Below are 19,993 nucleotides of genomic sequence, written 5' to 3'. Positions count from 1 at the left end.
GCGGGGTTGGGCCGCGGGGGGTACCTCCGGGGGCGTGCCCGGACCCGCGCCGTGCTGTAATACCCTAACCACCCGCGCCGGCCGGCGACCCCCGAAGGGATCGCCGGCAGCGGAAGACTCAGATGCCGCTCAGAGCGGGGTCACCGAGTCGGCCTGCGGGCCCTTGGCGCCCTGGCTGGCCTCGAAGGAGACGCGCTGGTTCTCCTCGAGGGTCCGGAAGCCGTTGCTCTGGATGGCCGAGTAGTGGACGAAGACGTCCGGCCCGTTGTCGTCGGTGGCGATGAAGCCGAAGCCCTTCTCGGCGTTGAACCACTTGACGGTGCCCTGCGGCATAGCTTTTTTCTCCCACACACTGAACGGATCCGGCCGACATGGCGACGGCCGGAGGTTGCGCGGAACCCACGCGGGAGGGAAGAACCCCGACCACACGTGCGGAACTCGCTGTCACACGTTCCACGCACGCTGTCTCAACGATCGAGGAAAGACACGACTGCAACCGGGGCGAACGCTACCACGGCCCGGTGTGACGCCGGTCGAAGATCTCCCGGGTGCCCGGGGGACACGGCCGCGATGTCCGGCCTTGTCCGGTTCGTTGCGCTACCGTGACCTACGGCCTCGATTCGCGACGGGCCGGCAGGGAAGACACGACAGCACGTCCCGCGTGGCGGACCCCCGCCGTCGCGACGAGGCCGGAGCCGGTCCTCCCCCGACCGACCCCTCGACGTGTGAAGGCGCCAGCATGCCCAGCCTCGCCCCCGACCGCCCCCAGAGCGGTGCGGCCGAGCCGGCCACCGAAGGCCGTCGCTCGACCCTCGAGCACGTGCTCGTCATCGCGTTCATGATCGTCCCGCTGCTGGCGGTCGCGGCAGCCGTCCCGGTCGCCTGGGGATGGGGACTCGGCTGGGTCGACGTGGCCCTCTTCGTCGTCTTCTACATGGTCAGCGGGCTGGGGGTGACGGTCGGCTACCACCGGCACTTCACACACGGCTCGTTCAAGGCGCGCCGGGGGCTCCGCGTCGCGCTCGCCGCGGCGGGCTCGCTGGCCCTGCAGGGCAGCGTCGTGTCCTGGGTCGCCGACCACCGCCGGCACCACGCCTACTCCGACAAGGAGGGCGACCCGCACTCGCCGTGGCTGTTCGGCACCGGCCCGAAGGCGCTGGTCAAGGGCTTCTGGCACTCGCACATGGGCTGGTTGCTCGAGCGCGACAAGACCAACGCCCGCCGCTTCGCCCCCGACCTGCTCGCCGACGCCCCGGTCCGGCGGATCGGCGACAACTTCCTCTGGTTCGCCCTCACCAGCCTGCTGCTGCCGGGCCTGCTCGGCGGGCTGCTGACCTGGTCGATCGGCGGCGCGCTCACCGCACTGTTCTGGGCCGGGCTGGTTCGTGTCGCCCTGCTGCACCATGTCACCTGGTCGATCAACTCGGTGTGCCACATCTGGGGCGACCGCCCCTTCGCCGCGCGCGACCGGTCGGCCAACGTCTGGTGGCTGGCCCTGCTCTCCTTCGGCGAGTCGTGGCACAACCTCCACCACGCCGACCCCACCTGTGCCCGGCACGGCGCCAAGCCCGGGCAGGTCGACATCTCCGCCCGGCTGATCCGCATCTTCGAGGTGTTCGGGTGGGCACACTCCGTGCGCTGGCCGACCACCCGGCGCCTCGACAAGCTCGCGCGCCGCACCGCCGTCGAGCACGCTGCGTGATCGGTCGGGGCGCTCCGCTCCACGTTCGGTGACGTCGCGCCCGACCGAGTGAGGGTGATCGCAGTCGTACGCCCCCGGGTGACGTCGACTCGTGCCCGGCCGGGCGGGTCGTCGCCCGCCGGTGGGACGACAGCCGGGTGTATCACCCAGGTCGGGGTCGCCGGTTCGAGTGACTGAGCCCGATCGCTCTCACGCAGCGTGAGTGCGGTATCGGCGCCCCCGAGGTGGGGCCCTGGTCAGCACGAACGCTGCCTTCGCATGATTCGCCCGTCCCGCCGGGTGATCATCAGGAGGCTTGCCGTGCGGAAGAAGATCGCGCTCTCGCTCGTCGCGGTGGCGACCGGCGGCAGCGTCGCCGTCCTCGGAGCGGGGACGGCGTCCGCCGCACCCGTCGCCGACCAGCTGCCCCCCGTCGCCGCGCCGGCCGTACCGGCGGTGCCGGCGGTGCCGGCGGTGCCTGTCGTGCCGGCCGTGCCGCAGACGCCGGTGGGCGGGCTGCTCAACGACGTCCTGCAGGGTCTGCAGGGTCTCCTCCCCGGCCTGCTCGGCGGGGTGGTCCCGCCGGACCCGACGGCCGTGGTCCCCGTGCCAGTGCCGGTCCCGGCCGACGTCGCGGCTCTGCCGGTCGCCGCCGACCCGGCCGCGGCCCCGGTGGTGGCCGACCCGGCAGCCCTTCCGGTGGCGGCCGACCCCGCTGCCGCTGCTCCGACGGCGGGCGAACCGGCTCCGGCGGTGGCCGATCCGGCTGCCGCTGCTCCGGCTGCGGCTGCTCCGGCGGCGGGCGAGCCGGCGGCCGCTGTCCCGGCCGCCCAGCAGGAGGTCACGGCCGCCGACCCCGCGCAGCTCCCGCCGCTGCCGGCCCCGCCGGACGTGCCCGACCCGGGCGCCGCCCTCCCCGTCGACCCGGCCCTGCCTGCCGACCCGGCCCTGCCTGCCGATCCGGCGCTGCCCGTCGACCCGGCGCTGCCCGTCGACCCGGCGCTGCCCGTCGACCCGGCCCTCCCGGTCGACGCCCCTGCGGTCCCCGCACTCCCGGCCGACCCCGCACTGCCCGCCGTCCCCGACCCGGCCCTCCCGCCGGTTCCCGACCCCGGCGCCGCGCTGCCGGTGGACCCGGCGCTGCCGGTCGACGCCCCGGCCGTCCCGGCACTGCCCGCCGACCCGGCCCTTCCGGCGGTTCCCGACCCGGCCCTCCCGCCGGTCCCGGACCCCGCGGCCGCCGTGCCCGCCCCGGCGCCTGCTGCCCCGGGCGACACCGCCCCCACGGCCCCGGTCGGCTGACCCGGGACCCGCACACCTCGTGGCCCGGTCGCCCGGCTCCTCGGCGACCGGGCCGCGTCACGCCCGCGCTCGGAAGCGGTGCCGCCGAGCGGATGATCGCCGCGAGGGTGACGGGACGGCCGCCCGAACAGCCCTCAGGCACCACTCGCACCGATCACGGGCGCGGTTCTCCGGCTCGCGACGAGCCCCAGCCCGCAGGCCTCGGCAACGGCTGCGCGCGAGACCCGTTGCGGTCATGCTCGTGGGTCGCAGAGTGATCACCGCTTGCGACACATCCCGGCCATATGCGGCCGCCACACACCACAACCAGCGATCACTTCGTCATGATCGCCACGAGAGTGACGCCACGGTCGCCCGAACAACCCTCGCGCACCATTCACAACGATCTCTCCCGTCATGATCAGTGCGAGGGTGACGCGGCGGTAGCCCGTGCCGCGTCCACGTCCCACTCGCAATGATCATGAAGCCGAGTTCCTTGGCACCGGCCCGAGCGACTCGCGGGGGCCACAGCCCGACTCGCGGTGCGGCAACTCCCCACTCGCGCTGGCCCAACTCGCGACTCGCCGGTGGTCACAGCGCGACTCGCCGGAGGTCACAGCCCGACTCGCGCTGCCATGCCTCCCGACTCGCGCTGCCACAACTCCCGACTCGCGGTGCCACAACTCCCGACTCGCGGTGCTGCACCTTCCTACTCGCGGGGCCGCACGACTCTCGCGGTCAGGTGACGTGGGTGTCGGCGAAGCCGTTCTGCAGGGCGTGCATGACCTCGTCGAGGAGGTCCCGGAGCTCGACGTCCTCCGAGCGGAGCCACTGCTCGTAGGCGGAGAGGGCGGCGCCGAGGCAGACGTGGCCGAGGGTGCGCGGGAGCAGGGCGGTGGCGGGCTGCCCCAGCCGCTCCCCCGCGTAGTCCGCGACCACCCGCCGCCACTCCGCGTACCGCAGCGTCGAGTGGGCCTGGAGGGTCGGCGTCTCGAGGATCAGCCGCAGCCGCTGCCGGTGCCACGGCTGCTCGTCCGCCGGGACGTCGTTGAAGTCGAGGACCGTGGCGCGGATGCCCTCCATGACCGGCACGTCCGCGGGCAGCGCGGCGAACCGCTCCCGCATGCGGTCGAGCATCTCGTCGAACGCGCCCCACGGGACGTCGTTCTTCGACGCGTAGTAGCGGAAGAAGGTGCGCCGGCCGATCCCGGCGGCGTGCGCGACGTCGTCGACGGTCGTGGTGTCGAAGCCGCGCTCGCTGAACAGGTCCAGGGCGATGTGCTCGATCTCCGAGCGGCTCGTCACCGGGCGGCGCCCGGCGCGCCGCGTGCCCGCCCCGGGATCGTCAACAACAGCGGACATCGACCCTTCCTCCGCCCGGGGACGCCGGGCTAACGTCGGTGAGACCGGGCTCACGCAGCACCCCGTCGTCGTGGTCATCGTACGACCGGGGACGGCGTTACCTGCCCGGTGCAGTGCGGCCGGGCGTCTACCAACCGGTCGACAGCCGACGGCGACGAAGCCGGGAGGAGCAACACGTGGGCAAGCTGGAGGGCAAGGTCGCCCTGGTGACCGGGGCCGCGCGCGGGCAGGGACGCAGCCATGCGCTGCGACTCGCCGAGGAGGGCGCGGACATCATCGCCGTCGACATCTGCGCGCAGGTGGAGACGGTCGCCTACCCCATGTCGTCCAGGGCTGACCTGGACGAGACGGTCGCGGAGGTCGAGAAGCTCGACCGCCGGATCGTGGCCCACGTGGCCGACGTCCGCGACGAGAAGGCCCTCAACGCGGCGGTGGCGGACGGCGTCGCGGCGCTCGGCGGCGTCGACATCGTGCTGGCGAACGCCGGCATCGCGTCGATCGGCACGGCCGAGGACGGGAACGAGGCCGCCGTCTTCCGCACCCTGATCGACATCAACCTGACCGGCGTCTGGAACACCGTGCACGCGGCCGCGCCCACCATGATCGAGCAGGGCCGGGGCGGCGCGATCGTGCTGACCAGCTCCACCCAGGGCCTGACCGGCCGGGGCGGCGACGGCAGCGGCGCGATGGACGGGTACTGCGCGGCCAAACACGGCGTCGTCGGGCTGATGCGGACGTTCTCGCACTGGCTGGCGCCGCACAACATCCGGGTGAACTCGGTGCACCCGACCGGCGTCAACACGCCGATGATCGTGAACCCGGTCGTCGAGAAGTTCCTGGAAGAGTCCGCGGACGTTGGCGACGCCCTCGCGAACCTCATGGACGTCCCGGTGATCGAGGCGCGGGACGTCAGCAACGCCATCGCCTGGCTGGTGTCCGACGAGGGCCGCTACGTCACCGGCACGACCCTGCCCGTCGACGCCGGGTTCGTCGTCCGATGACCGGGCGCGTCGAGGGGAAGGTCGCGTTCGTCACCGGCGCCGCCCGCAACCAGGGCCGCAGCCACGCGCTGCGGCTCGCGCAGGAGGGTGCGGACATCATCGCCGTCGACATCTGCGAGCCGGTGAAGAGCATCGAGATGTACCCGCCGGCCACCGAGGAGGACCTGGCGGAGACCGCGCGGCTGGTCGAGGAGCTCGACCGGCGGGTGCTCACCACCAAGGCCGACGTCCGGGACCCGGACGCGCTGCAGGCCGCGGTCGACGCCGGGGTCGCGGAGCTCGGCAGGCTGGACATCGTGTGCGCCAACGCCGGCGTCTTCGAGATCCAGCCGGCGCTCGAGCTCACCGACGCCGCGTGGCGCGAGATGATCGACATCAACCTCACCGGCGTCTGGAACACCTGCCGGGCCGCGCTGCCCCATCTGGTCGACGGCGGCCGCGGCGGCTCGATCGTGATCACCAGCTCCACGGCGGGGCTCAAGGGCACGCCGAACACGGTGCACTACACGGCGGCCAAGCACGGCGTCGTCGGGATCATGCGCACGATCGCGAACGAGTTCGCCGCGCACTCGATCCGCTGCAACACGGTCCACCCGACGGGCGTCGACACGGTCATGATCCAGAACGAGAAGACCTGGGGCCTGTTCGACCCGGAGAACCCGCACCCGACGCGGGAGTCCGCCGCCCCGATCTTCGAGTCGACGAACGCGCTGCCGGTGCCGTGGGTCGAGCCGATCGACATCTCCAACGCGATCCTCTTCCTCGCCTCGGACGAGGCCCGCTACATCACCGGGGTGACGCTGCCGGTCGACGCCGGCTACACGGTCAAGTGAGGTCCCACAGCAGCCGGTAGGAGGAAGGACGCGCTCCGGGTTGCCGCACGGCCAGGTCCGCCTGCCCTGCGGCGACCCGGAGGACGGCGGCGGGAACGTCGTCACGCGGCGTCCTCGCGAGATCACGGGGAGCATCGATGACCATGCCCCGAGGGTGTCCGTCCGGCCGCCGGGCCGTCGGAAACGGACGGGTCGCCGATACGCACCTGATTTTGTCGGGGGGACCGGGCACACTCTCGGGGGTGAGGCCGGACACTCCCACTCCGGCCCGCCGAGCCGAGGGGGGACCCGGGTCATGAGCGCGACGACGACCACGTCGGCCGTTGTGTCGACGCCGCCGGACCGCGCGGAGCTGGAGGCGCAGCTCGAGCGCTTCCGGGCCGAGCTGACCGGCTACAGCTACCGCATGCTCGGCTCCTCGTTCGAGGCCGAGGACGCGGTGCAGGAGACGATGATCAGAGCCTGGCGGGCCCTGGACAAGTTCGACGGGCGCTCCTCGCTGCGCTCGTGGGTGTATCGCATCGCCACGAACGTCTGCATCGACGCGCTCAACGGGCGCAAGCGCCGGGCGGTGCCGATGGACTTCGGGGGCCCGTCCGAGCCGAGGGCGGAGAACCTGCGCGAGCCGCTGCCGGACGACACGTGGCTCGAGCCGATGCCCGACGCGCGGGTCACGCCGTCGGGGTCGGACCCCGCGGAGACCGCGGTGGCCCGGGAGTCGATCCGCCTGGCGTTCGTGGCGGCGCTGCAGCACCTGCCGCCGAAGCAGCGGGTCGTGCTGATCCTGCGCGAGGTGCTGTGCTGGAAGGCGGCCGAGGTGGCCGAGCTGCTCGGCACGTCGGTGGCCTCCGTCAACAGCGCCCTGCAGCGGGCGCGGGCCACGCTCGACGACCGCGGGATCGGCGAGGCGGACGACGCGGCGGCCTCCCCGCCGTCCGAGGACCACGTGGAGCTGCTCGCCAAGTACGTGGCGGCGTTCGAGAGCTACGACATGCAGACGCTGGTGGCGCTGCTGCACGAGGACGCCGAGCAGAACATGCCGCCGCTCGAGCTCTGGCTCAAGGGCCGGGACGACATCCTCGCCTGGATGCTGGGCCCGGGGGCGGAGTGCCGCGGTTCGCGGATGCTGCCCACGTCCGCCAATGGCGCTCCGGCGTTCGGGCAGTACCGGCTGCACCCGGACGGCGTGCACCGGCCGTGGGGCCTGCAGGTGCTGCGGATCGAGGGCGACCGGATCGCCGGCATCAGCACGTTCCTCGACGCCAAGCTCTTCGAGTTCTTTGGGCTGCCGATGGAACTCCCGCCCGGTTCCTGAGCCGTTTCCTCGGCACCGACGAGAATTTCCGGGGCGCGGCGGGAAAAGGGCCGAGAACGCAGGGACGCACCGGACCCGGGAATCGGGTCCGGTGCGTCATCCCCGGTTGGACGCTGAGCTCAGCGCGTCACTTCTGCCAGATGCCCTGGACGTCGCCGGCGTCGCAGGAGGTGCTCTGCGGGGCGGCGTCGTTGGCGGCCTGGCCACCCAGGATGCCGAGGACGCTGAGGGCCGCGTCGACGTCCACGCCGCAGACGTTGACGTTCTTGAGGACCTCGGCGTCGTTCAGCGCGTTCACGGCGATGAGGCCGTTGGCGGACGAGCCGCCGTCGCTGATCACACCGACGTTCTTGATGTCCTTGTCGGACTCGTGGTGGCCGTGCCCCTTGTCACCGGCGAACGCGAGCGGGGACACCGCAACGAGGCTCGCAGCGACGCCGACGGTGACGATCCCAGCCTTCTTCAGCACAGTGCTTCTCCTGTTACGTACGGGGATCCGGTTCGTGGACCCATCGTGTTTCAGCGTGTGACTTGGGGAGCCCCGCTGATGACGAAAAGCTATCCGGCCCCCGACCGATCTACCGAGCCATCTACCACCATCGTGTGTATGGCATTACTTTAGGTGAGGATATTGCTCTCTTCGGGCATGGTCGGCCGCCGATGTCAACCTCATCCATCCGAAGGCTGTCACTCTTTGCAGTGAATCATGACCCGTTCGGCCGCATATCCTTTGACCGTGTCACGCTTCGTGACGAGCGGTTCTCGACACGGGGATGAGGACACCACGATCGGGCACGGCTTCCGAATCCGAAACACGGCGCTTGGACCGGCGGAGGGGCCTCCGGTGCACGAAATGCGGTCACCGAGTGCGACCGAGGACACATCGGCGCGCCCACCTTTCGCACCTGGCGCCGTCTCGGCGATCGCGGCGCTGCTCGTCGCGGTCCTGCTGGTCGCGGCCGGGGGCTACGGCTACCACCGGGACGAGCTCTACTTCCTCGCCGCCGCCCGGCAACCGGCCTGGGGCTATGTGGACCAGGGCCCGCTCACGCCGTCGTTCGCGCGGCTGGCCACGGCGCTGGCCGGGGACTCCCTCGTGGGGCTGCGGGTACTGCCCGCCCTGTTCATGGGCCTGCTCGTGGTGGTCACCGCCCTGCTGGCCCGCGAGTTCGGCGGCCGTCGGGGCGCCCAGTCCCTGGCGGCCGGCTGCGTCGCGATCTCGGCGATCGTGCTGCAGACCGGCCACCTGCTCTCGACCACCACGTTCGACCTGCTCACGTGGGCGGTGGTCGCCTGGCTCGCGGTGCGGGCGTTGCCCACGGGCGGGGCGCGGTGGCTCCTCGTCGGGCTCGCCGCGGGCATCGGGCTGCAGAACAAGATGCTCGTGGCCTTCCTGCTGTTCGGCCTCCTCGTCGGCCTGGTGGTGGCGGGCCCGCGGCGGCCGCTGCGTGATCCGTGGTTCTGGGGAGCGGGCCTGCTCGCCCTCGCGCTGTGGACCCCGTACCTCGTCTGGCAGACGCTGCACGGGTGGCCGCAGCTGGCGCTGTCGGAATCGATCGCGGCGGGTGGGTCGACCTCGAGCGAGCCGTGGTGGCTCGGCATCCCCTTCCACGTGGTGCTGGTCTCACCGCTGCTGGTGCCGGTGTGGGTGGCCGGGCTGGTGGCGCTCTGGCGCAGCCGGCGGTACCGGCTCCTCCCCGTCGCCTACGCGGTGCTGGCGGTGCTCGTCATGGCTACCGGCGGCAAGCCCTACTACCTCTGCGGGCTCTACCCCCGTGCTGCTGGCCGCGGGCGCGGCCCCGGTCCTGCGCTGGGCGCGGGCCGGGCGCGCGCGGGCCGGCCTGCTCGGCGGTGCCCTCGCGCTGAGCGCGCTGACGAACGCCGTGCTGATGCTGCCCGTCGTGCCGGTCACCGAGCTGAAGGACACCCCCGTCACGGTGGTGGCCGACGTCGGCGAGACGGTGGGGTGGCCGGAGCTCGCCGCGACGGTCTCCGCGGTGGTTGCCGCGCAACCACCCGGGACCGTGGTGCTGACGGGCAACTACGGCGAGGCCGGAGCGGTGCAGCGGTTCGCGCCGGGGATCCCGGTGGTCAGCGGGCACAACTCGTACGCCGACCGGGGGCCGCCGCCCGACGACGCCCCCGTCGTCGTCGCCGTCGGCTACGGGCCTGCGGCCCTGCGGCAGTGGTTCGCCTCGGTGGAGCCGGCCGCGGTGATCGACAACGGCGTGGGCCTCGACAACCAGGAGCAGGGCCGCACCGTGTGGGTGTGCCGGGACCCGGTGGCGAGCTGGACCGCGCGGTGGCCGCGGATCCGGCACGTCGGCTGATCAGGCCCTGCTGACCCGGCCGCGCGGCTTCCACACGGACAGCACCGTGGCCACGATCAGCAGGGTGACCGACACGGTCGGCGGCATGAACAGTCGCGGGACCTCGACCGCGTCGGGCAGGCCCGCGGCGAGGGCCCGGCCGTGCCGCCCGGCGTCCTCCAGCCCGGGCCGCAGCAGCACCACGATCAGCGTCACGAGCAGCAGGTTCATCGCCAGCTTGATCGCGACCCACCAGTGCCGGACCAGCCCCCAGCGCGAGACGAGGCCCAGCACGGTCCCGCTGACCAGGCTCAGCAGCGCCACGGTGAGCAGGGGCCAGAACAGCAGCGGGAGCACCTGATGGCAGGCCGCGGTCCACGACGCGTCGAGCATCGGCACGAAGACCAGGACCGCGAGGGCGACGTCGAGCCCGATCCAGACCGCCGTCGCCACGATGTGCACGACGAGCAGGCCGAGGCGCACCCGGCGCGGCACGGGCAGGCGGATCGGGTCGCGCCCGGCGCGCGGGCGGGCGGTCACGCTCGTCATGTCCCCTCCTCGGTGCGGTGTTCCGAGGGTCGCAGCCCAGGGGCCGTGGGCGAATCAGGCCACGGCGGGCACGGGCCGTACCGCGCCCGGCGCTGGCCGACGCACCCGGCGTACTCCCGGCGCGGTACGGGCGGCCGCCGGCCAGGGGCCGGACTCCTACGTCGCCTGGACGTCGTCGGACCCGGACCCGGATCCCGAAGGGCCGGCCGAGGCACTCGAGCGCCGGTCCGGCGCGTCGGCGGCCCTCGTCGCCCGACGGGCCCGCCAGTTCTCGACCTTCCGCCGGGCCAGCCCGTGGGCCTCGACGATCAGTTCGTCGAGCAGCCCGACGGTCCGCGCGCCCGGGTTGAGCACGCAGATCCAGTGCTGCGACGCGTAGATCGGGTGCGGCAGGAACACGTCGAGGGTGGTGAGGTCCGTGCCGAGGTCGAGCTGCCCGAAGCGGGCCCGCGACACCCCGACGTCGAGCCGGTACACGCCGGGGCGGTCCAGGTCCGAGACGTCGTCGTAGCGGCCGCCGGTCACGATCGTGACGAAGGGCTGCTTCCGCTCGTCGGGCAGGTCGCCCTCGGGGTCGTGGACGAAGAACAGGTCGCCGGCGGCCTCGAGCACCACCGCCCCGGGGCAGGTCGTGAGGATCGTTCGGCTCAGCTCGTCGATAATCATGCCTTCGACCGTGGCACTGAAGTGCTCGTTGAGACTCAGCCGAAACGATCGGACGAGGATCGGCGGGCCCGGCAGACTGGGGCCTCCAACCCTGCTTCACCCGGGACGACGACCCTGACTGGCTCGACGTCGTGTGGGAGCAGTGCCGGGTCCGCTTCGCCACCCGCGTCCACGGGCCCTGTCGCGTCCTCCGGGGCGGCGGCTGGTTCGCGGACCGGACGTCACCCGGCCACCTCGAACGGCGGCCAGGTGAGCCCGCTCGGAGGTCAGGATCCGTGGGCGCCGATCGGCGCGGACCGCGCCGCCTGCTTCCAGTCGTTCCGCCGGAGCTGATCCTCCAGCTCCTCCAGGCTCCGGCCACGCGTCTCCGGCGCGCACCGCTGCACGAACAGGAGCGAGCCGACGTTGATGACCGCGAAGAGCCCGAAGGTGGCGCTGGCTCCCAGCGCCGCGACCAGCGGCGGGAAAGCGAAGGAGATCGCCGCGTTGACCGTCCAGAGGACGAACACCGCGATCCCCATGGCGAACCCCCGGATCGTCATCGGGAAGATCTCCGACAGCAGGAGCCAGACCAGCGTGCCGATGAACGTCTGGACGAAGAAGACGACGATCAGCATCGCGGCGAGGATCAGGTAGCTGCGGCCGGTGGACTCGGGCAGCAGGAACGACAGCCCCAGCACCGCGTGCCCGGCGGCGACGCCGCTGAATCCGGTGAGCAACAGTGGCCTGCGGTTGATGTAGCCGAGCAGCACGATCCCGAGGACGGTGCCGATGATCGCCACGACGCCCACCGTGATGGTCAGGACCAGCGACGCACTGGCGCCGAGGCCCGTCGATTCGAGGATCGTGGGTGCGTAGTAGTTCACCGTGTTGATGCCCGTCGCCTGCTGCACGGTGGCGAGTCCGCAGCCGATCCAGAGGATCCGCCGCATCCAGGGGAACGCCCGCAGGTCGCGCATCGCCGCGCCCTTGTCCTCGGCGAGGTCCCGCTTCGCGTGCTCCGCGATGACGTTGTACTCCTCGGCGGCCTCGGCCTCTCCCCTGCTCAACGCGAGGACGCGCTTGGTGTCCTCGAGCCGGCCGCGCACGGCGTACCACCGCGGGGAGTCCGGCAGGAAGAACATGCCCACGAAGAGGGCGACGGCCGGGACGATCGCGACGGCGAGCATCCAGCGCCACACGTGCGGGTCCTTGATCAGCGCGTCGAGCAGAGCGTTCATCGCGAAGGCCAGGAACTGCCCGGTGACGATCATCAGCTCGTTGATCGTCACCATCCGCCCGCGGCGGTCGGCCGGAGCCATCTCGGCCAGGTAGAGGGGGCACGTCGTGGCCGCCGCTCCGACCCCGAAGCCCAGCAGGATGCGACCGGTCGTCATGACCGCGACGGTCGGCGCCACGGAACAGACGATCGCGCCGACGAGGAACAGCCCGGCACAGACGAGCAGGCTGCCCTTGCGACCGAGCTTGTCCGAGAGCCGGCCGCCCAGCAGCGCGCCGAACGCGGCCCCCGGGAAGAGCAGCGAGCTGACGACCAATGCCTCGGTGAAGGCGGTGAGCTGCAGGTCCGTCTTCATGTAGAGCAGGGCCCCGGAGATCACGCCGGTGTCGTAGCCGAAGAGCAGGCCGCCGAGCGTGGAGATCACCGTCAGCTTTATCAGGAACCTATTGTGCGACTTCGACGATGTGGCCGATCGATTCGCCGTCATTGGCGCCTCTTCTCCTCGACTTTCCTCAGTCACACGAATGTGGGCTGAGCGTGCCAGGACCCCCGACAGCGGTCTGACCAGCAGGTTAAGCAGTGACTGTGGCCTGCGCAACCGGGACGATACGTTCTGGAACGAACAATTCCTGTCGCTTTTCGAACACGAGCGCGAGAATGTGTCGGCATCGGACGGTCAACTGCACCCGACCACGTCGAGCGACACTTCTGCCGCCCGCAGCGCCGCTGCGACGGCCGCCGGCGGGGGCCGGTCCGTCACCACCCGGCAGAGAGCTGCCGGCCCCGTGACGAGAGCGGGCGCGGAGGCCGTGAACACGTCGGCCGTGGCGACGAGGACGACCTCGTCGGCGATGCCCGCCAGCTTCCGCTGCACGCTCGCCTCGGCCGGCGAGTGCGCGTAGGCGCCGCGGGCGTCGACGGCGGAGGGCGAGAAGAAGAACGTGCGTGCCCGGAGCCGGTCGAGGGCGGCCTCGGTGGACGGACCGACCAGGGCGAGCCGGTTCCCGAGCAGCTCCCCGCCGAGGGACACCGTGCGCCAGGCGTGCAGCCGGTCGGCCATGTGGGTCAGCACCGGCATCGAGTGCGTGATGAGCGAGCCACGAAAGGTCGGGCGGAGCGCACGGACGAGCGCGTAGGCGGTCGGTCCGGCGTCGACGGCGATCGTGTCCCGGTCGCCGACCGACGCGGCGGCGCGCTCCGCGACGCGCTCGCGGCCCGCGGAGTTGCCGTCGTCCGGGAAGGCCGGGGTGTGCAGTTCCCCGGGCGTGAGGGCCGCACCGCCGTGCACCATCCGCACCTGCCCGGCGGACTCGAGCGCGTGCAGGTCCCGGCGCACCGTCATCGGCGAGACCCCGAGCTCCCGCGCCAGGTCCGCGACCGAGAGGAAGCCCACGGAGCGCAGCTCGGTCACGATCCAGGACCGGCGCTCGGCCCCCTCGTGACGCAACCCCGGATCACTCATGGACCCGTACCGGTCCGGTGCTCGACCGGACGATCAGCTCCGCCGGGAGCAGCAGCGGTTCGACGGGGGCCGATCGACCGGCGACCAGGTCGAGCAGCATCCGCACGGCGGCCCGGCCGGACTCCGCCGCGGGCAGCCGCACCGTCGTGAGCCGGGGGGAGACCATCTCGGCGAGCGAGGTGTCGTCGACCCCGACGACGCTCAGGTCGTCCGGCACCCGCAGTCCGCGGTCCACCAGCCGGTTGAGCACGCCGACGGCCACCTCGTCGTTGTAGGCGACGACGGCCGTCGCGGGGGTCGCGAGGACCAGGTCCGCCGCTCGGATCCCGTCGGAGAAGCGGGCGTTGAAGGGACCGAGCTCACGAGGCTGCACTCCCAGGCGCAGGCAGGCCCCGCGGTAGCCACGCAGGCGCATGTCGTTCGCGAACCCGTCCGGCCCGGCGAGGTACGCGATCTCGCGGTGGCCGAGCGCGACCAGGTGCTCGACGGCGTGCCCGACGGCCTCGGAGGCGTCCGTGACGACACAGGGCAGCGCGTCGAGGATCCGGTTGGACAGGACGAGCGGGGTCGGCGCGAGGGCGCGCAGCGCGTCGTCGGGCATCAGGGGCGAGACGAGCATCAACCCGTCGACCTGCGGGGACATCGCCTGCGCCCACTGCTCCTCGTCCCGGGCCCGCTCGTCCGAGCCGGAGACGAACAGGGCGTAGCCGTCCCGTGCGGCCTCCTGCTGTACCGCCTTGGTCACGACGGCGGAGAACGAGTTCGCGATGTCCGGCACGACGATCCCGAGGTTCCCGGTGCGTCCCCGGGCGAGCGAGCGGGCGACCGGATGCGGGCTGTAGCGCAGCTCGTCCGCGACGGCCAGGACCCGGCGTCGGGTCTCGAGGGCCACGGTGTCCGGCCGGGTGAAGACACGCGACACCGTTGCGGGCGAGACCCCGGCCCGCGCGGCGACGGCACGGATCGACACGCGTCTCCTCCTCGCTGTCGGCTGACCGCATCCAGGATGAAACCGGTTTCAGAAACAGTCAAGTCGCAGAGCGGGTGCTTGTCGCGCCACAGCCGTGGCGCCACGCTCTGCAGGACGGGTGGTGGCGGATGGTGGAGGACGCGACGCAGGCCCTGCGGCGCTTCGGTGGTGAGCTGACGCGCCGCGTCCGTGAGCGTGGCCGATCGGCCCTGTTCCGGGCCGGGCGGATCACCGGCGCCTCGGTCGCGGCGTTCCTCGTGGCCCAACTGCTCGGCCTGCGGTACCCGCCGCCGCTGATCGCCGCGCTCACCGCGGTGCTCGTCGTGCAGGCGACGCTGGCGAGCACGCTGGTCAACGGCGTGCAGCGGGTGCTCAGCGTGGTGTCCGGGGTGGCGCTCGCGGTGCTGTTCGTGTCCTTCGTGGGGCTGACGTGGTGGAGCCTCGGGGCACTCGTCGCGACGTCGATCGTCGTCGGGCAGATCCTTCGGCTGGGCCCGCACCTGGTGGAGGTGCCGATCAGCGCGATGCTCGTGCTCGGCGTCGGCTTCGCGGCGGGCGCGGAGGTGACCGGCGCCGGGCGGGCCCTGGAGACGCTGATCGGCGCGGCGGTGGGGGTGTCGGTGAATGTCGTCTTCCCGCCCGCCGTGCAGACCCGCAACGCCGGGCTCGCGATCGAGCGGTTCGCGAACGGTATCGCCGACCTGCTCGAAGAGGCGGCGGCGAAGCTGGCCGCGGGTCCCGTCGACGCCGAGACGACGGCCCGCTGGCTCGACGACGCGCGCCGTCTCAACCGGCACGCCCCACAGGTGGACCGCGCGCTGGCCCACGCCGAGGAGAGCCGCCGGCTCAACGTCCGCGCGCTCGGCACCCGGCGGCTCGGCTCGTCGCCACGGGAGGCGGTGGACACCCTCGAGCACGCCTCGGTGTCCGTGCGCACCCTCTTCCGGGCGGTGCACGACGCGACGCGGGAGCACACCGGTGTCCGCGAGGACGTCGCCTACACCGAGGAGGTCCGACTGGCCACGTCGGCCCTGATGGACGCCCTCGCCGCCGTCGCCAGGAGCTACGGGCTCCTCACCCGGCGCGGAATCGAATCCCGGGCCGCCCCGGACGACACCGCTCTGCACGACGCCCTCGACGCACTCGGCAAGCGCCGGACCGAGGCGGCGGACCTGCTGCTGACGGATCCGCGGGGCCGGGACGTGCTGTGGGGGCTCAACACCGCGCTGCTGACGACGGTCGACCGAGTGCTGCAGGAGATCGCGCCCGCCGGCTGACCGGAGCAGCACACCCGGCGGGGCCGGGGAGAAGGTGTGGCCAGGGGCGGGGTCGAACCGCCGACCTTCCGCTTTTCAGGCGGACGCTCGTACCAACTGAGCTACCTGGCCCTGGCTCCGAGGGAACCGGATGGTGAAGCGACCCAGACGGGACTCGAACCCGCGACCTTCGCCGTGACAGGGCGACGCGCTAACCAACTGCGCCACTGGGCCTTGCTGTATGGACTTACCGTACCCCCAACGGGATTCGAACCCGCGCTGCCGCCTTGAAAGGGCGGAGTCCTAGGCCGCTAGACGATGGGGGCTCGGATCACCGCTGGTGTTCCTCGACCTCCAACGGCTGTCCGTTGGGAGCGAGGAAACTATATGACACGCCCTCGCGCCGCCCAACATCGCCCCCCTCTTACCGCGTTCCCGCAGGTCACAGCCTGTGCGGCAGCACCGATCGGGGCCGTTCGGGCCGGTCGGCGCCGCATGTGACCTGCGGTACACCTTCAGCGGCAGACCGGCGGCGGCAGGTCGGGGTTGCCGGAGACCAGGCCGAGCATGTCCAGCAGCAGCCGGAGATCGTCCGGATCCTGCGAGTTCTCCGCGACCACGAGCCGGGCGCGGTGCACCTCGTCGTCGGAGACCCGGTAGGCGTCGGCCGCGGTGCGCGGGCCCGGGATCGACCCCGTGGTCCGGTCCTCCCCGCCGGCGACCCCGTTCGAGAGCCCGTTGACAGAACTGCCTCGCACGCTGTCGATCCCGCTCAACGACGTCTCCTCTTCGGTCGCGACCCCTGGCGACCCGGGGTGGCCCGCGGGCGGAGACGGGCACGGCGGAACGCACGACCGCCGATCCCCCGACCGACGCCGCGCCCCGTGACCGGCGTACACCCTGCGGCCACCCCCGTGGCCGTGGCCGGAACGTTACCCATCCGAGACCGGCATCGCATGCCCCTTCCCGGGTGAGCACGACGACGGTGGGTCACACGATCGCCACGGTGCGAACACCGGTGTGTCCGGACCCACGTACCCCCTCGGGGTATGCTTGTCCCGAGAGCGACACCACGGGCGACCCAGGGAGGAACGCGATGCCCGGTTACTCCGACGCCCGCGAGGCCCATCTGCGGCGGCTGCGCCGCATCGAGGGCCAGATCCGCGGCCTGCAGCGCATGGTGGACGACGACGTGTACTGCATCGACGTGCTCACCCAGGTCTCCGCGGCGACCCGGGCGCTGCAGTCCTTCGCTCTCGAGCTGCTCTCCGAGCACATGGCGGGGTGCGTCGTCGACGCGGCCCGCAACGATCCGGAGGAGGGCGCGGCGAAGGTGAAGGAAGCCGCCGACGCCATCGCCCGGCTCGTCAAGTCCTGACCACCGGCTGTCCGATCCGCACGAGAGGCTCCCCAACCCATGAGCGTCGAGACCCCGTTCCGCACCACCGTCACGGTCGTCGGCATGACCTGCGGGCACTGCACCAGCTCGGTGCAGGAGGAGGTCGGCGAGGTCGCCGGCGTCCGCTCGGTCGAGGTCGACCTGGCCAGCGGCGCCGTCACCGTCACCGCCGACCGCGAGATCGGCCGGACGGAGATCGAGGCCGCGGTCGTCGAGGCCGGCTACTCCCTGGCCTGACCCCGCTCCACCGGGCGGCACCCCTGATCGGGGTGCCGTTCGTGCGTCCGGGTGACATGGCGCCGCTACGCTCCCCGCATGGCCGGCTTCCGGGAACGACGCCCGTCGCGCCACGGCGCGCCCGCCCGCAGGGCCGCCGAGCCCGAGCTGGAGCAGCACGACCCCGAGCTCGACTCCTACCTGGCTGCCCTCGCCCCGGACGCCGAGCCGGGCGCTACCGAGACCACCGGCCGGTTCGGGAGCGCCCAGGTCTTCCAGCTGCGGCTGCCGGCGCTGCGCATCGAGCAGCTCCGGCGGGTGGCCGAGGAGCGGGGGACCTCCCCCGGCGCGCTGGCCACCGAGTGGGTGCTCGAGCGGCTCGAGCAGCAGGACGCCCCCACCGGGCCGATGCCCGTCACCGCGGCCGAGGCGGGCCGGCGGGCGCAGCTGCGGCTCCGCCGCCGGCGCTAGCCGTGTTGAAGAAGTCACTGATCGATGGGCTTCGTGATCCAGATTGTGGCTGGCAAGGCGCCGCCCCGGCCTCGTACCGGGCGTACTCGGCCGCGGGCGGCAACGCCGCCAGGCGCGATCTGGGCGCGAAGACCGCGATCAGGGACTTCTTCAACACGGCCTAGCCTAGAGCTGCCCCCTCCCCGCCCGTCGCTCGGCGCGGCCACGCAACGGGGGACCGGCAGGCCCTCACCGCGGCGCCGAGACCAGCACCTTCGCCGCGTCGCCCACCGCGAGGCACGGGCTGCCGGTGAGCCGCGTCGGGTCGACGGCCGCGGCCAGCGCCCGGTAACCCGCCGCCGAGAGGTGCAGCCCGTCGCCGGCGTCGAAGGCCGGCGCGAGCCGGGCCGGATCGGCCGGGTCGGCCACCGCGGCGGCGAAGTCGAACACCCCGTCGGCGTGCGCCGGGCCCTCCGTGCGGATCCACCGGTTGACCGCCTCGCGCTGCACCACGGCGAAGGGTGTGCCGTGCGCGCCCGCGGTCGAGGGCGTGATCGTGGTGAGGAAGACCCGACGGCCGTCCGCCCGGACCCGGTCGGCGTAGTCGACCAGCCCGGAGACGATCTCCCCGGCGTCCCGGCCCGCGGCGAGGTCGTTGGTCCCGATGTGCAGGACGACGTCCGCGGCGCCCGGCACCGAGGCGACGTCGGCGGCGTAGCGGGCGGCCGGGGCCTCGCCGGTCCCACCGCCGAGCAGCTGGTTCGCCGAGATCCCGGCGTTGAGCACGGGCATGGCGAGCCCGCCGGTGAGCCGCCCGGCCAGCGCGTCGGACCAACGGTCGTTGCCGTCGGGGTCGCTTCCGACGCCGTCCGTGATCGAGTCCCCGACCAGGACGACGGCGTTCTCGGCGCGCGGCGCCAGGACGTCGACGCCGGTGAGCACGAACCAGGACGAGACCGCCCGGACGAACGGGCCGGGGTCGGCCGAGTCGGCCACGTCGCCCGGCGCGGAGACGTACGAGGTCTGCAGCGCGACGGGGTGCACGGTGACCCGGTCCGGCTCCTCCGGCAGGTACAGGCTGATGGCGAGCGGAGTGCCGCGCTGGGCGACGAACGCCAGCGGGTCGCCGGCCAGCTCCTCCCCGGGCGGCACGACCACCGCCGGCGCGCCGGAGAACAGGACCGGCCGCGCGGTGCCGGGCACGAGCGCGGCACCCGGGCCGGCCTCGGCCACCGACGCGGAGTCGATGCGCAGGGGCCGCGTGCCGAACCGGTTGGAGACGCGGATGCGCAGCTCGGAACCGGTGGCCTGCGGGCGCACCAGCATCCGCACCGTCCGACCGCCCAGGTCGACGGCCTGACCCGCCTGCGGGCTGGTCCGCCACGCCGCGACCCAGGCGGGTCCGCACGGCGCCGGCGAGGGGCCGTCCTCGGCGCCGGACGCACCCGTCGACCCGAGCGGCAGCAGCGCGACGGCCAGGCCGAGCACGGCCGCGGCGGCCACCAGGCCCGCCACGACTCCCCGGCCACCTCGCAACCGGTGCAGAGCGTCCACCCACACCCCTTCGCCGACCACGGATCACCCGACCGGGGCGTCCCGGCGGGGTGCGATCCTCACCCGAACGAACGATTCGCTCGCCGCTCGGCCTATCGGCCATCCGAGTGGTGACGTTACGTCGACCACTCATGACGGTCCGTCGCCTCACCGAAGGGGCAGTTCGGCGCCCGCGGAGGCCCGGTTCGGCCTAGGGTCAGGGGCCGGAAGCGCGAGGACGTTCGAGGTCAGGAGGCCGGTGTGGGCGCGTACGAGGACGTTTTCCGGGCCAGCGTGGAGGACCGGGAGGGGTTCTGGTTGCGGGCGGCGGAGGCGCTCGACTGGCACAAGGCGCCGACGAAGGCCCTGGACGAGGAGAACCCGCCGTTCTACCGCTGGTTCCCCGACGGGGAGATCAACGTGGCGCACAACGCGCTGGACCGGCACGTCGCTGCCGGTCGGGGTGAGCAGGCGGCGTTGATCTACGACTC

At 72.7% G+C, this 19,993-nt stretch carries 21 protein-coding genes, 3 tRNA genes and 1 pseudogene; 12 read left to right on the top strand and 13 right to left on the bottom strand.

The window, feature by feature from the left end; genetic code table 11:
• Window positions 1–129 precede the first annotated feature (129 nt).
• Complete coding sequence (locus AB0B41_RS37550; RefSeq protein WP_037051431.1) at window positions 130–333, bottom strand: cold-shock protein; 204 nt, start codon at window positions 331–333, stop codon at window positions 130–132.
• Window positions 334–838: 505 nt separating this feature from the next.
• Here AB0B41_RS37550 and AB0B41_RS37545 point away from each other — a divergent pair.
• Both AB0B41_RS37545 and AB0B41_RS37540 read left to right on the top strand, forming a co-directional pair.
• Complete coding sequence (locus tag AB0B41_RS37545; protein WP_358211794.1) at window positions 839–1,702, top strand: acyl-CoA desaturase; 864 nt, start codon at window positions 839–841, stop codon at window positions 1,700–1,702.
• Between the two features lie 300 nt (window positions 1,703–2,002).
• Entirely contained in the window at window positions 2,003–2,983 is a 981-nt protein-coding gene (locus tag AB0B41_RS37540) for a hypothetical protein (RefSeq protein ID WP_358211793.1), read from the top strand.
• Between the two features lie 717 nt (window positions 2,984–3,700).
• Here the strand turns inward: AB0B41_RS37540 and mftR are convergent.
• Window positions 3,701–4,324, bottom strand: a complete 624-nt coding sequence (mftR, locus tag AB0B41_RS37535) for a mycofactocin system transcriptional regulator (RefSeq protein ID WP_358211792.1) — start codon at window positions 4,322–4,324, stop codon at window positions 3,701–3,703.
• A gap of 176 nt (window positions 4,325–4,500) precedes the next feature.
• On the opposite strand from mftR, the gene AB0B41_RS37530 reads away from it, so the two are divergent.
• The 3 genes from AB0B41_RS37530 to AB0B41_RS37520 all read left to right on the top strand — a co-directional run bounded on the left by AB0B41_RS37530 (window position 4,501) and on the right by AB0B41_RS37520 (window position 7,473).
• Entirely contained in the window at window positions 4,501–5,325 is an 825-nt protein-coding gene (locus AB0B41_RS37530) for a mycofactocin-coupled SDR family oxidoreductase (protein WP_037051436.1), read from the top strand.
• Complete coding sequence (locus AB0B41_RS37525) at window positions 5,322–6,158, top strand: mycofactocin-coupled SDR family oxidoreductase (RefSeq protein WP_358211791.1); 837 nt, start codon at window positions 5,322–5,324, stop codon at window positions 6,156–6,158. Before AB0B41_RS37530 ends, AB0B41_RS37525 begins: the two co-directional genes overlap by 4 nt.
• Window positions 6,159–6,453: 295 nt before the next feature.
• Window positions 6,454–7,473, top strand: coding sequence for a sigma-70 family RNA polymerase sigma factor (locus tag AB0B41_RS37520; protein WP_358211790.1), 1,020 nt, complete (start codon window positions 6,454–6,456; stop codon window positions 7,471–7,473).
• A 127-nt stretch (window positions 7,474–7,600) separates the two neighbouring features.
• Here the strand turns inward: AB0B41_RS37520 and AB0B41_RS37515 are convergent, their stop codons facing one another.
• Window positions 7,601–7,942 carry a hypothetical protein gene (locus AB0B41_RS37515; RefSeq protein WP_358211789.1) on the bottom strand — a complete coding sequence of 114 codons (342 nt, stop codon included), beginning with the start codon at window positions 7,940–7,942 and terminating at the stop codon, window positions 7,601–7,603.
• Between the two features lie 237 nt (window positions 7,943–8,179).
• Between AB0B41_RS37515 and AB0B41_RS37510 the strand changes: the two are divergent.
• Together AB0B41_RS37510 and AB0B41_RS37505 are read left to right on the top strand one after the other, a co-directional pair.
• A pseudogene (locus AB0B41_RS37510) lies at window positions 8,180–8,974 on the top strand (glycosyltransferase family 39 protein); the annotation flags it as partial.
• Window positions 8,975–9,248: 274 nt separating this feature from the next.
• Entirely contained in the window at window positions 9,249–9,803 is a 555-nt protein-coding gene (locus AB0B41_RS37505) for a hypothetical protein (protein ID WP_358211795.1), read from the top strand.
• Here AB0B41_RS37505 and AB0B41_RS37500 read toward each other — a convergent pair whose 3' ends face one another.
• From AB0B41_RS37500 to AB0B41_RS37480, 5 genes are all read right to left on the bottom strand, one after another.
• A complete protein-coding gene (locus AB0B41_RS37500; RefSeq protein ID WP_358211788.1) occupies window positions 9,804–10,331 on the bottom strand; it encodes a hypothetical protein in 528 nt (175 codons plus the stop codon).
• A gap of 156 nt (window positions 10,332–10,487) precedes the next feature.
• Window positions 10,488–10,997 (bottom strand): DUF6194 family protein, encoded by a 510-nt coding sequence (locus tag AB0B41_RS37495; protein WP_358211787.1) that lies wholly within the window; start codon window positions 10,995–10,997, stop codon window positions 10,488–10,490.
• Between the two features lie 266 nt (window positions 10,998–11,263).
• Window positions 11,264–12,703 carry a sugar porter family MFS transporter gene (locus tag AB0B41_RS37490; protein WP_358211786.1) on the bottom strand — a complete coding sequence of 480 codons (1,440 nt, stop codon included), beginning with the start codon at window positions 12,701–12,703 and terminating at the stop codon, window positions 11,264–11,266.
• A gap of 189 nt (window positions 12,704–12,892) precedes the next feature.
• The gene (locus AB0B41_RS37485; RefSeq protein WP_358211785.1) at window positions 12,893–13,678 is read right to left on the bottom strand and encodes a DeoR/GlpR family DNA-binding transcription regulator; all 786 of its coding nucleotides are present in this window, start codon (window positions 13,676–13,678) and stop codon (window positions 12,893–12,895) included.
• Entirely contained in the window at window positions 13,671–14,648 is a 978-nt protein-coding gene (locus tag AB0B41_RS37480) for a LacI family DNA-binding transcriptional regulator (protein ID WP_358211784.1), read from the bottom strand. Before AB0B41_RS37480 ends, AB0B41_RS37485 begins: the two co-directional genes overlap by 8 nt.
• Window positions 14,649–14,776: 128 nt before the next feature.
• Here AB0B41_RS37480 and AB0B41_RS37475 point away from each other — a divergent pair, with 128 nt between their 5' ends.
• Window positions 14,777–15,925: an aromatic acid exporter family protein gene (locus AB0B41_RS37475; protein WP_358211783.1), complete on the top strand. Its 1,149-nt coding sequence runs from the start codon at window positions 14,777–14,779 to the stop codon at window positions 15,923–15,925.
• 37 nt (window positions 15,926–15,962) lie between these two features.
• Here AB0B41_RS37475 and AB0B41_RS37470 read toward each other — a convergent pair.
• The 4 genes from AB0B41_RS37470 to AB0B41_RS37455 all read right to left on the bottom strand — a co-directional run bounded on the left by AB0B41_RS37470 (window position 15,963) and on the right by AB0B41_RS37455 (window position 16,680).
• Window positions 15,963–16,036, bottom strand: a tRNA-Phe gene (locus AB0B41_RS37470).
• A 28-nt stretch (window positions 16,037–16,064) separates the two neighbouring features.
• Window positions 16,065–16,138 (bottom strand) — tRNA-Asp (locus AB0B41_RS37465).
• A gap of 19 nt (window positions 16,139–16,157) precedes the next feature.
• Window positions 16,158–16,230, bottom strand: a tRNA-Glu gene (locus AB0B41_RS37460).
• Window positions 16,231–16,419: 189 nt separating this feature from the next.
• Entirely contained in the window at window positions 16,420–16,680 is a 261-nt protein-coding gene (locus AB0B41_RS37455; RefSeq protein WP_358211782.1) for a hypothetical protein, read from the bottom strand.
• 320 nt (window positions 16,681–17,000) lie between these two features.
• On the opposite strand from AB0B41_RS37455, the gene AB0B41_RS37450 reads away from it, so the two are divergent.
• The 3 genes from AB0B41_RS37450 to AB0B41_RS37440 all read left to right on the top strand — a co-directional run bounded on the left by AB0B41_RS37450 (window position 17,001) and on the right by AB0B41_RS37440 (window position 17,990).
• Window positions 17,001–17,282 carry a metal-sensitive transcriptional regulator gene (locus tag AB0B41_RS37450; protein ID WP_037051449.1) on the top strand — a complete coding sequence of 94 codons (282 nt, stop codon included), beginning with the start codon at window positions 17,001–17,003 and terminating at the stop codon, window positions 17,280–17,282.
• A 39-nt stretch (window positions 17,283–17,321) separates the two neighbouring features.
• Window positions 17,322–17,540, top strand: a complete 219-nt coding sequence (locus AB0B41_RS37445) for a cation transporter (protein WP_358211781.1) — start codon at window positions 17,322–17,324, stop codon at window positions 17,538–17,540.
• Between the two features lie 78 nt (window positions 17,541–17,618).
• Window positions 17,619–17,990 (top strand): hypothetical protein, encoded by a 372-nt coding sequence (locus AB0B41_RS37440; RefSeq protein ID WP_358211780.1) that lies wholly within the window; start codon window positions 17,619–17,621, stop codon window positions 17,988–17,990.
• A 228-nt stretch (window positions 17,991–18,218) separates the two neighbouring features.
• On the opposite strand, the gene AB0B41_RS37435 is transcribed toward AB0B41_RS37440, so the two are convergent.
• Window positions 18,219–19,484, bottom strand: coding sequence for a GDSL-type esterase/lipase family protein (locus AB0B41_RS37435; protein WP_358211779.1), 1,266 nt, complete (start codon window positions 19,482–19,484; stop codon window positions 18,219–18,221).
• A gap of 279 nt (window positions 19,485–19,763) precedes the next feature.
• On the opposite strand from AB0B41_RS37435, the gene AB0B41_RS37430 reads away from it, so the two are divergent.
• Window positions 19,764–19,993: acetyl-coenzyme A synthetase N-terminal domain-containing protein (locus AB0B41_RS37430; protein WP_358211778.1), on the top strand; the 230-nt coding region annotated here is incomplete at its 3' end.

The organism is Pseudonocardia sp. NPDC049154, from assembly GCF_040648315.1.
Taxonomy (GTDB): domain Bacteria; phylum Actinomycetota; class Actinomycetes; order Mycobacteriales; family Pseudonocardiaceae; genus Pseudonocardia.
Note: the sequence above shows the minus strand (reverse complement) of the source record. Positions and strands in the feature narration are given on the sequence as shown.